Origin of the sequence: Scytonema sp. HK-05, from assembly GCF_963872035.1 — a bacterium.
GTDB lineage: Bacteria > Cyanobacteriota > Cyanobacteriia > Cyanobacteriales > Nostocaceae > Kalymmatonema.
Genome location: NZ_CAWMYC010000133.1, coordinates 50,267 through 61,664, shown reverse-complemented (window position 1 = coordinate 61,664; position 11,398 = coordinate 50,267). Strand labels below are relative to the sequence as shown.

The window sequence follows — 11,398 nt, the reverse complement described above, 5'->3', positions numbered from 1 at the left end:
GCTGTGGCGACGATAGTTGGCGGGTAGCTGCCTGTGACAATAGCTCGGTGCCAGGTTAATATTTAAGCAAAAAGCCTCTCTGATTAAATTCAGAGGGGCTTTTAAAGTATGGTTAGGTTTTTGACAGACAACGGAATTTTTAACTGAATTTCGCGAACTTTTCCATCCTTCCATAGAGTAAAGTAACGTGAGTTCGACGGAACTAAAAAATAGCGGGAGATAGTGCTGGTAAGTCTTTGGCATAAATATCGAGGCATGGCTTTTGCGGCAGATAGGTATAGGCAGTTAAACGAGCCATCAAGTTTGGTAGTACCTGTAGGGTCTAGAACATGACTTGACGAGATGCATAATTTTTATACTTTTATAAAATGTTTTGTCTATTTTTTTGCAATTTTCATATCTTCAAGCTTTCTTTAAGCTTTCTAAGTAAATTCACTGCTTTTATTTGTTAAACGAGATTTTACACTTTGATTAAGTAGCCCATAGCTGTATTTTAGCTGTATAGATTGAGTAGCTAAATTTACTTGATTTTGGGTAAGACAGGGATTGCATTACCACAAATAAACTCAAAAACGCATTTGTGCTAAGGAATAAGATATGCAAACATCCCTGGCTTCTGTTCTTGAGCAATATATTGCTGAAGATGCCTATGTAATTTGGCAAACAGGACACATTCCTACCAGCTTTATTGCCAATTTCACTGCAGCAATGGAAGCAAATCGTTATTACTATGACAATCCTCAATGGGCTAAAGGCTATTTTGAAGCCTGTCACCGGGACGAAGCATTCAAAGGATGCTGGCGTGCTGCAATGGGTAGTTGGGATGACAAAATTGTCGTTGATATAGGGTGCGGTCCTGGCAATTTGTATGCGTCGTTGGGTGGTTCACCAAGACTGCTGATTGGTATAGACATTTCGCGCACGTCTCTTGAAATGGCGCGAACGATTGGTTACATACCCATCTTTGCAGACGCCCACAACTTGCCATTTATTGACGAGTTTGCAGATATCGTTGCACTCAATGCAACTTTACACCATTGCGACAATATGACTCAGGTTTTGGCAGAAGCAGCGCGTCTGGTTCGTCCTGGTGGATTGTTGATTACAGATCATGACCCACAGTTGACTGCTTGGAACTGGAGAGGTTTGGGTATGCTTTTGTATAAGATACGGGTACCGATATATCGGTTAATGAGTGGTGGTAAATTGATGTCACAAAAAAAACATGATGCCATGATTGCAAGCGAAACCCACCACAAACCCGGTGCTGGTGTTACGCCAGAACTTTATTACCAAACTTTGGAGCCTCTTGGCTTTACAGTGAAAGTATATCCTCACAACCACACTCTTGGAGCGGAAGTCTTACAAGGCATTTATGGTCGATCGCAGATCAAGTATCGTTTCAGCCAATGGTTGTCTGGTATTAATCCCAATTCACCAGAAGCGGCATTATCTCTGATGTGTGTCGCCAGACGCAATGCCTAAAGCTCAAAACTTGCATTCTGCCAAACCTAAATAACGCACACCTTCTGGGTTAACTTCAAAACGGCAAGGTAAAACTTCTAAACCAAGGTCGATGCCAGACCTTAACAGTCTACCATACATAGGGTCAGCACTATCACCAGGAGCAAACTCAGTGCAATCACCTCGATTTATAAAGTAAAGCATGACTGCACGATTCTGGGGCAGGAGTGCTGTCAGTTCCCGCAAATGCTTTTGTCCTCGTGTTGTTTCCGTGTCTGGAAATAGTGCCAACTTGCCCTGCGCCCAAGTTGTATTTTTTACTTCCAGATATATATGACGGCTATTTTCAGCCAAAACTAATTTACCACTTTTTAGGAACAAATCGCTAGATGGGATGTTGAAGTTTGTATGTGGAAATAACAAGAAGTCCACCCGACTTGATTTATTTTCCCCGTAGGGAACTTCAGTGCGAATTTGGCTATATCCCAATTCTGGAAAAAGGTATTTTTCTAAAGCTAATTTGATAATCCTATTGGGTAAATTAGTATTTATGCCTACCCAAGTGGGTTCGTTATCATGTACCTGGATCATTTCCCAGGTATAGAGAAGTTTGCGGTTAGGATTATCACTGTAAGACAGCTGCACTGCACTACCAGGAGTACAAAGTCCTGTCATTGGTCCTGTGTTGGGGCAGTGCGCTGTTACAATTTCCCCAGAAGCAAGTTCAACATCGGCAAAAAATCGCTTGTAGCGTCTTAGCAAGACACCAGGATACAGGGGTGGGTAGCGGTAAAGGTAGTCATTCGTCATTTAGTCATTTTCATGAACAATTTGAAATGAGTCAACCGAAGACTGAAATCTGAAGTGTAAAGTATGAAGTACTTCACCCTTAAGCTTTCAACCTGACTTTATCCTGCAAACAAATGCCATGAATGACGAATTTTACAATAAAGGATTGGAAAAAGCCCAGCAAAAAGACTATGCTGGAGCGATTGAGGAATTTACCCGTGCTTTGCAGCTAACACCTTACTTGGCTGAAGCTTACTATCAACGGGGTTTAGCATACTATGATTTAGGAGAAATACTCAGTGCTGTTTCTGACTTCACAGAAGCGCTGAAGCTTAATCCCCAAAGTGTGGAAGCTTATTACTGTCGCGCCTTAGCACGAGTGGCGCTGAAAAATCTGCCAGGGGCGCTTGCAGATGTGGAACAGGTGATTCGTCTCAATGTAAATTATGCCGCGGCTTATAATTTACGGGGGACAGTGTGCCGTAAACAAGGGTATATTCAAGATGCGATCGCCAACTTTAAAAAAGCGGCAGAATTATATCTACAGCAAAAGGACACAGAGAACTGTCGCCAGTGTCTAGAAAAAATTAAACAGATCCAACCAAAGGAACAACCTGCGGCAATTGTACAAACAACTCCCACAATTGCACCAATCAAATCTGAAAAAGAATATTTCGCGCAGTTACTGGAAAAAGCAGAAAAGGGAGACACCCGCGAGGCGATGGAGGATTTAAACTGGGCGTTGCAAGTTGATCCACAAGATGCACAAGCATACTGCTGTCGAGGGGTGGTGCGTTGCAAACAGGGAAATTATCGGGAGGCTATCTCAGACTTTAACCAAGCACTGCGACTGAATTTTGATGATGCCATAGTTTACCGTAACCGAGGAAAAGCCCGTTCTCATCTAGGAGATCATACTGGGGCGATCGCCGATTTTAACTCTGCACTCCAGATGCAACCCCAAGACGCGATGCTGTATATTGCTAGAGGCAATGCCTATCGAGTCATGGGGAATTATCTTGGTGCAATTAACGACTATACCCAAGCACTGCAAATAAATCCCGATGATGCAACAGCTTACTACAATCGTGGCATTGCCTACACTTGCCTAGAAGAAATGGAACGCGCTGTTGAAGATTATCAGCGTGCGGCAAGTATGTTTTGTGAAAAAGAAGACTGGGGAAATTACCAACAAGTCTTAGATAGCCTAAACAAAATCAACTCCCCTAGCTCTAACTCAACAAACGCCAGGTATAAGTTACTACGACAGCGCCTGTTGAGACTGGTTGGAGGATATTGGGAAATAGCCCAAAGATTGATTGATCAGGCGAAGTACGACTATCCAGGAATGTCAGAGGAATGGTATTTGCAAAAAGTGATTGGTGATTGGGAACGCGATAGAGGATAGATAAGGTTTAGTGATGCGATGATTCCTATATCAACTGCAATATTCGCCGCTATGCCGATAATGCCCCATCACCAGAATTTTAGGATGTGTGATGGGCAAAGCCCCGCATAAAGGCGATCGCAATGACAAAATGATTTACGGCGGGTTTGTCGGTTGGATTCACAGTGAAGGTTTAAACCAGGCGTTAACTCGTATTAGAAGAGATTTTACTTAAGGGAGTAGTACTTAGTGGCTCGTGGTCAGAAAAAAACCGAACAGAAAAACGGCAATGGGGCGACTTTAGGGTTTGAGCAAGCCCTTTGGGCATCTGCGAATACCTAAAAGGAATATACCTCAAGCAAAATAAAGGAGGAGTAAACAAACTTGCACATTGAGTTTTTAGTAGAAGAATTATCAATGAAAGAAGCTCTCCAAAATTTATTACCTAAAATCTTAGGAGAAGAAATTACTTTTGATATTCATCCTTACCAAGGTAAAACCGATTTGCTTTCTAAATTACCTAACCGTTTGAGAGGATATAAATCTTGGTTGCCAGACGAAGACCGAATTGTAGTTTTAGTTGATGAAGACCGGGAAGATTGTAAATTATTGAAGGGAAAACTAGAAAAAATAGCTATTAATACAGGCTTTAGTACTAAAACATCCGTCGGTATAAGTCAGAAATTTCAAGTCCTCAATAGAGTAGCAATAGAAGAACTAGAAGCTTGGTTTTTTGGAGATCTACATGCTCTTATCAATGCTTATCCTGGAGTATCACCTAATCTAGAAAATCAGGCAAAATACCGTGAGGCAGATGCGATTACAGGTGGAACTTGGGAAGCTTTAGAAAAAGTGCTACAGAGGGCAGGGCATCATAAAGGAGGTCTAGAAAAGACAAGAGCAGCACGATAAATTTCGCTACATATGAACCCATCCAACAACCGCTCTAAAAGTTTTCAAATATTCTACGATGGCTTATTAAAAATCATACTATCTTGATATTTACGATATCCAAAGAGCAGTTGAAGATGAAGCCACAGCCCGCATTTACTATGAAGGACGCATGATCAGACTGGAACTGTCAGAATCAGAACGTCCTCACATTGAGCCAGAATTTGAAGAAGTCAGCGAAGGTCAGGAACAGTCAACCAGAAAACAGTTAAAAACCAAATGGGGCAGATTGAAAATAGGAAGCTTAAGCACAACGCGAGCTTCAAAAGCTCTATGATAGTGTGGTGAGGTGAATTTATAGCCTCACACAGCTCGTTGACAAGTCTAAAGACATTATTTTGTTAACGGTTGTCGAAATAACTTTGACGACAAATAATTAGTTATTCGTCAATTAAGATTGACAAGTAATTTGTCGAAAACTACTACTTTGACTACTTTGACAAATAATGTGTCGCCACGGTCATTTAATTTGTCACTTTACAACATCACTATTCCAGGTTTTGCAAACCAACTGCAATCTTGCTATGCTTTTCAATTTGCCCCATGACTTGTTTTGCCCGTGCAATCACCACCTTGGGTAAACCCGCCAACCTTCCCGCCTCAATACCGTAGGACTTATCAGCGCCTCCCGGTTGGACTTGATGCAAAAAGATAATTTGGTCTGGTAACTCCTTCACCGTCACCTGGTAATTGGCAACATTTGGCAATAGCGACGCTAGTTCATTTAACTCGTGATAGTGCGTGGCAAAAATCGTCCGCGCCCGAATCTCCGTTGCAATGTACTCCGCCACCGCCCAAGCAATAGAAAGACCATCAAATGTTGCCGTTCCTCTGCCAATTTCATCCAACAACACCAGCGATCGCGACGTTGCATGGTTGAGAATATTCGCCGTCTCATTCATCTCTACCATAAAAGTAGATTGACCAGTCGCCAAGTCATCTACTGCACCCACACGAGTGAAAATGCGATCGCACACTCCCAACCTAGCTTCCCTAGCAGGTACAAAACTACCAATTTGCGCTATCAGCTGAATTAACCCCACCTGACGCAAATAACAACTCTTACCACTCGCATTTGGACCAGTGAGGATAATTAAGTCAGGATGAGAAGAATTTCCCTTGTCCTCCTCTTCCCTTCCCAACTGCGTCGAATTCGGCACAAAGAAACCCGCAGGCAAAGACTGTTCCACAACCGGATGACGCCCATCCACAATCGTAATTTCTCGTCCTTCCACCATTTCTGGACGACAGTAACCTTGATGAACCGCTAACTCTGCCAAACCACACAACACATCCGCCGCCGCCACAGCACGAGAAATATTGCGAATCACCTCGGCTTGTGAACCCACTTCTTCGCGCAACGCCACAAAAATCTCATATTCCAACTGGTTCAAATCATCTCGCGCCGTGAGAATTCGCGCTTCCCGTTCCTTCAACTCCGGCGTGATGTAGCGTTCTTCATTAACCAGCGTTTGCTTGCGTATATAATTAGACGGCACTTGGTCTGCCTTTGCACGGGAAATACTGATATAATAACCAAAAGTTTTGTTAAATCCCACCTTCAGCGTCGGAATTCCCGTCTTTGCTCTTTCGTCTACTTCCAAGTTGGCAATCCATTTTTGGTCGTCTTCGACAGTAGCACGTCTTTCGTCCAACTGAACATGAACTCCAGGGCGAATCAACCCGCCTTCTTTGATATGTATCGGTGGCGACTCCACCAGATGACCGCGAATTTGCTGTGCTAACTCTTCTAAAACAGGCGGTACCTTCTGCAATGCTTTCAGGAAGGGTGAACGAGCATCAGCGACCAAGCGAGATAATTCCGGTAAACGAGATAGAGAATCTGCCAAAGCAAGTAAATCTCTTGCATTAGCAGTACCAGAACCAGCGCGTCCCGTGAGCCGATCTAAATCATAAATTTGACGTAACAACTGCCGTAGTTCTTGACGGAGAGTTGTATTTTCTACCAATTCTTGAATCGTGTCTTGCCGTGTCCGAATACCTTTAATATCAAGTAGTGGTTGCAACAACCACCGCCGTAAAGCACGACTACCCATCGCCGTACTGGTTTTATCCAAAGCCCAAAGCAGGGAACCGTGAAAAGTGCCATCGCGCACAGTTTGTGTAATTTCCAGGTTGCGGCGAGTTTGATGGTCAACAATTAAAAAGTCAGTGAGGGTATAGGTGCGTAGCGACTGGAGGGGGATAGCGTTTTCCTTCTGCGTATCTTCCAAATATTCCAGCAACCCACCTGCGGCGCGGACGGCTAAAGGAAGATGATCGCAACCCAATCCTTCTAGCGATCGCACTTTAAACTTTTGCAACAATCTTGCCCGAGATTCTCCTTGAGAGAACGGAATTTGCGATCGCAACGAATAACAAAACGATGGTGGCAAACATTGGGGGAGATGTTCTGATTTTTCTCCCGGACGCAGTAAACTTCCCAAGTCTGGTGCGTTGGTGGGAATAAGCACCTCCGCAGGCTGCAAGCGCATAAGTTCCTGTGTTAAATGCTCTAAATTGCTACCTTGCGTGGTGAGGAATTCACCAGTGGAAATATCTGCATACGCTAAACCCCAATGCTCCCCAGCCATGACCACAGCCGCCAGGTAATTATTGCGACTTGACTTTAACATTCCCTCCTCTAGCAAAGTGCCAGGGGTCAGGATGCGCGTGATTTCCCGCCGCACCAACCTCCCTGCAGCTTCCGCAGCATCTTCCACTTGGTCGCAAATGACAACAGCATATCCTTTTTCTACCAACTGTGTCGCGTGGCGTTCCCAGGCGTGGTGCGGTACACCACTCATCGCTACCCGTCCGACTTCCCCTACTGACTTGCTGGTGAGGGAGAGTTCTAATTCCTGCGCCAAAGTCACAGCATCTTCAAAGTAACATTCAAAGAAATCTCCCACTCGATACAGTAGCATCGCATGAGGATACTTATCCTTCGTCTCGACATAATGCTGAAACATTTGAGTCAGCTTACTGCGATCCACCAATCGAGTGTCAGTGTGCGGCGCAGTCGGGTTATTGGGTTGGGATGTTTGGGATGCAGAGTAAGAAGCAGTCATGGATGTCTACCAATACACAGGGCAACCTGTCAATATCCGATGATAGCTTGATATCAGCGATACTCTCAAATTGTTCAAGGTTTATTAACTCTTCGACGACTTCGCCTAGGAATTTGCACAGGAGTCGTTGGCTGGTAAGCCTTCAGTCCGTCATCACCCGTGAGAATTTCCACCTGACAACCGATTTTGGCGTAGTATTCAGCCACTGTCTTAATAGTCGCATCACCGATAGAAATACGTTGCACTGCTAAGTTACACCATTCATCCGCTAACTTTTTCAAGCCTTCTGCGTCCCAAAATTCCGCTTGTTCAGTGAAAGCAGCCCAAGGTGTTGTTGCGTCTGCTGCTTTCACCATCAAGTCTGCTAAAGCTTGAGCCATTTCATATCGATTGAAATTTGCTTGTGCAATGTGATTACCAGTTTCTATAATGACGGCTAGAGGTAGCACAAAATATGCATTGTCTTCTTCTTTTTTGAGAAATTCATCAACTCGCTTTTTGTCCCACTTATTCTCATCCGTTCCACAGGTATCTTTGCCAGGAACCCCCAAGTAAACACACAGTATGGATGTATCTATTATCAGAACCTTCTTCATATTTGGCGCTACTTGGTATCAGCCAGGCTCCTTTCAATAGCACCCTTCGTTGTCAGCTTACCCAGTGTACCCGATGCCATTAACTTAGGCAGGTTCTCAATATCTTCTAGCAAAGTCAGTTTACTTTCTCCAGTTTCAGAATCTCGATGCGCTACAACCACGAATGGTACTATTTCTGGTCCCAAAGCATCAAGCAAAGCTGGGTTATGAGTCGTTATTAATATGTCAATTTTTCTTGTTTCACCAATTTCTCGCAGCATTCTTACCAGTAATTCTGCCCGCGAGGGATGAAGCCCGTTATCTATTTCTTCAATTACCAGTTGACTACCTTCTGGTCGAGTAAGAAGCGCTGTAAGGATAGCTAGAAATCTCAGCGTACCATCCGACATACTTCTAGCATCTATCTCTGTGATGTGACCTGGTTTCCATAGCTCCTCGCAGTAAAGCATGGCATCTGTGCCAAACCTACCGACTTTTTCTGTCCAGATTTTTTGAATATCTCCTTCTGGCAAATTTTTGGCGTAGGCAGAAATAGTTTCTTCCACCTCAGCTTTTTGCTCATCAGGTAATGCTGCTAATACACCAGCAATGTTTGAGGCATCACTTTCAAGCGTGTCAGAAAGCAGTGAGTAATCCCGCATTTTGGAAGGAATGGGATTGAGAATGAAAATATTTGTGAGCGCAGAGATTATTAGATTGATTTTGTTTAATGTATTACTCAACTCATCTATTTGTTCTTCTATTTGTTCTATGTTAAGTGTCTTGGTTGTGGTCTTTATTGATTTTATTCTATTTTCTAACTTTTCAGTTAACGATTCTACTTGTTTTTGATTTTCTTCTTGTAAAATTTTCTCATTATTCTGATTTTTAGCGGATAATATTTCCTTAACTAACTCGTTGAATTCTTTAATATTATTTTTTGCTTTATTTAAACTATCAGAATATAACTTGTTTTTCTTGAAACTGAGCTTTAATTCTGGGAAAAAAGATTTTTTTGATTTCGTCTCATTAATTAAAATCTCCTTTTCAAGAAGATGTTCATCATTTTTTTTATATTCTATACGTTCTTCCAAAACTTGAACCACAGGTTTTGTTTGTACTGTAATACTATAAAGATAATCGGTATTTTCATCTTCCCCTTGAAGAATTGCCTTTAATGTAAACTGAGCTTCCGGTTTACGTGCAGCCCATTCCACACCCCCTCGAATTGAGGGTAAAGTTTTATCTCCTGCCAAAGCTGCTTCAATATCCTCGCCTCTAACTATTCTTTGGAGAAATTCCAAAGCTTCAACGACATTCGATTTACCACTCGCATTCGTACCAATAAGAACAGTCAGTGGGTCAATCGGAAGTTCTGCATAACGAAAACTTTTCCAATTCTCAAGGATGAGTTGCTTAAGCATGACCCACTCCAAAACTCTAATAGTTGACTTTTCTTATTATCGCTTTATCGCTCTAGCAAAACAGTTGGGGTTTGTTCACTAGAAATGCTATCACCTGAGTTATGTTGCGCAGGCGGTAGCCTAAATCCCCCCTCACGCCAGCTATCCGCCACATCTTTGATAAAACTGGCTATAGGTATAGCAACCAATAAACCCAGTAGTCCTCCCAGTTTGGTTCCTAACAGCAAGGAAATGACCACCCACACGGGATTTAAGCCAGTCAAATTCCCCAAAAGGCGAGGAGCAACAAAATTAGAATTGACTTGGTCGATCGCCACAGAAACGGCTAAGACTTCTATCCCTAACCAAAAGTTCTGCAATCCCACCAATAAGCTCACTATAGCAATACCTATACCCGTGCCAAAGGGGAACAGAGAAAAGAATCCAATGACAATACCAAAAAGTAAAGCCAAGGGAACTTGCAGCGCCAAAAATACAAGTATCAGAGCAACCGCTAGCAAAGCACCCAATGTTGCTTGACCAATAAAGTAATTTTGAAAGTCCTCGCGCAATAATTGCCGTACTTGCGAACCAATATGAGGCGAGAACCACAGAAAAATTCCATCCCAAAGACGTTCTCCGTTCAATACTAAGTAGATAGTCAGTACGACCGTCAGCAGCACATTGACTACACTACCAATGGTATCCACAGCAAAACTGAGGATTTGACCGGTAAAGGACTGAACTTGATTGGATAATCTGTCTAACACTTGAGTCAATAAACCACTCAAATTCACGGGAAGCTGTTGAGTCGCAGCCCAGTCTTGGAAAGCTTGCAGTTGTTGCGTTCCAGAATCAATCCAACTTGGCAAAAAATTAGCCAGTTCGTTAAGCTGTTCCAAAATCAGAGGAACTAAGGTGAGAGCTAAAGCGACTACAATCACTACAGCTAACAACAACACACTCCCAACAGCTAAGTTGCGTTTTACCCCTCGTTGTTGGAAAAACCGAATGGGATAGTCTAGAACAAAAGCCAGCAAACTGGCGGCGACAAAGATACTGACCAAAGGTTGAAAATACTGCACAACCTGAAGCAATACCCAACCGTTGAGTACAGCCAGGGGAAATGCGAGGCTCAAACTTAACCATCGTGGTAGTTTGTAGTTAGTCATTAGTTATTAGTCAGATTAACACTTGAGTCAGAAGACAATTTATCGTGTCTCTCCATAAAATCTAACAAAATCTGCTGATGCACAGGTCCAAGGGGTCGCACGTCTCCTGATACAGCAGAATAACTCGCACCCAAGCGAATGTCTTGCGGTGTTATTAAGCCCATATCCCAACCTTCATTCAGAACCAGTTGATTTAATTCCACTGTGAGTGGTGCATGGAAGACATGACGAACCGCAATTTTGTCGGGATAGCAGCCAAACTTAGAAAATGTTGGTGGTAAAGTATAACCAATTTCTTCTAAAATTTCCCGTTGTACCGCAAACTCTGGGGTTTCACCGGGTTCTATGTGTCCGCCAAAAAGTGCCCAGTAACCGGGATAGACAATATTGGGGATGTTATCCCGCAACTGCATGAGAAATTTGTTGTTTTGGTAGAGAATGGCGATCGCCACTTCGGTAGCCATATTCACTCCTGCTTGTCATAATTCACCTGTACGATAGACATTGTCTCTCATGCATGACTACCACAAAAACTTTAACTCTTTAAGAAAACCCTTGCATAGCAAGGGTTTTGAATGTTATGCAG

The 11,398-nt window shown here is 43.0% G+C and carries 11 protein-coding genes; 5 read left to right on the top strand and 6 right to left on the bottom strand.

Going from position 1 to position 11,398, the window contains the following annotated elements:
• Positions 1 to 597 precede the first annotated feature (597 nt).
• Positions 598 to 1,485 carry a class I SAM-dependent methyltransferase gene (locus AACT52_RS29900; protein WP_073634435.1) on the top strand — a complete coding sequence of 296 codons (888 nt, stop codon included), beginning with the start codon at positions 598 to 600 and terminating at the stop codon, positions 1,483 to 1,485.
• Between the two features lie 3 nt (positions 1,486 to 1,488).
• On the opposite strand, the gene sfsA is transcribed toward AACT52_RS29900, so the two are convergent.
• Complete coding sequence (gene sfsA, locus AACT52_RS29895; protein WP_073634434.1) at positions 1,489 to 2,274, bottom strand: DNA/RNA nuclease SfsA; 786 nt, start codon at positions 2,272 to 2,274, stop codon at positions 1,489 to 1,491.
• A 118-nt stretch (positions 2,275 to 2,392) separates the two neighbouring features.
• Here sfsA and AACT52_RS29890 point away from each other — a divergent pair, with 118 nt between their 5' ends.
• The 4 genes from AACT52_RS29890 to AACT52_RS29875 all read left to right on the top strand — a co-directional run bounded on the left by AACT52_RS29890 (position 2,393) and on the right by AACT52_RS29875 (position 4,868).
• On the top strand, positions 2,393 to 3,661 hold the full coding sequence (locus AACT52_RS29890; RefSeq protein WP_073634433.1) for a tetratricopeptide repeat protein: 1,269 nt from the start codon (positions 2,393 to 2,395) through the stop codon (positions 3,659 to 3,661).
• A gap of 91 nt (positions 3,662 to 3,752) precedes the next feature.
• A complete protein-coding gene (locus AACT52_RS29885; protein WP_272937125.1) occupies positions 3,753 to 3,875 on the top strand; it encodes a hypothetical protein in 123 nt (40 codons plus the stop codon).
• Positions 3,876 to 4,024: 149 nt separating this feature from the next.
• Positions 4,025 to 4,552 (top strand): DUF4276 family protein, encoded by a 528-nt coding sequence (locus tag AACT52_RS29880; protein WP_198941018.1) that lies wholly within the window; start codon positions 4,025 to 4,027, stop codon positions 4,550 to 4,552.
• 88 nt (positions 4,553 to 4,640) lie between these two features.
• Positions 4,641 to 4,868: a hypothetical protein gene (locus AACT52_RS29875; RefSeq protein ID WP_158054814.1), complete on the top strand. Its 228-nt coding sequence runs from the start codon at positions 4,641 to 4,643 to the stop codon at positions 4,866 to 4,868.
• Positions 4,869 to 5,079: 211 nt separating this feature from the next.
• On the opposite strand, the gene mutS is transcribed toward AACT52_RS29875, so the two are convergent.
• The 5 genes from mutS to AACT52_RS29850 form a co-directional block, all read right to left on the bottom strand.
• Positions 5,080 to 7,662, bottom strand: a complete 2,583-nt coding sequence (gene mutS / locus AACT52_RS29870; RefSeq protein WP_073634432.1) for a DNA mismatch repair protein MutS — start codon at positions 7,660 to 7,662, stop codon at positions 5,080 to 5,082.
• 74 nt (positions 7,663 to 7,736) lie between these two features.
• Complete coding sequence (locus AACT52_RS29865) at positions 7,737 to 8,258, bottom strand: hypothetical protein (protein WP_073634431.1); 522 nt, start codon at positions 8,256 to 8,258, stop codon at positions 7,737 to 7,739.
• Between the two features lie 8 nt (positions 8,259 to 8,266).
• Complete coding sequence (locus AACT52_RS29860) at positions 8,267 to 9,661, bottom strand: AAA family ATPase (protein WP_073634430.1); 1,395 nt, start codon at positions 9,659 to 9,661, stop codon at positions 8,267 to 8,269.
• Positions 9,662 to 9,705: 44 nt separating this feature from the next.
• The gene (locus AACT52_RS29855) at positions 9,706 to 10,812 is read right to left on the bottom strand and encodes an AI-2E family transporter (RefSeq protein ID WP_073634429.1); all 1,107 of its coding nucleotides are present in this window, start codon (positions 10,810 to 10,812) and stop codon (positions 9,706 to 9,708) included.
• Positions 10,812 to 11,276, bottom strand: a complete 465-nt coding sequence (locus AACT52_RS29850) for an NUDIX hydrolase (protein WP_073634428.1) — start codon at positions 11,274 to 11,276, stop codon at positions 10,812 to 10,814. The genes AACT52_RS29855 and AACT52_RS29850 overlap by 1 nt, the downstream gene beginning before the upstream one ends.
• Positions 11,277 to 11,398 lie beyond the last annotated feature (122 nt).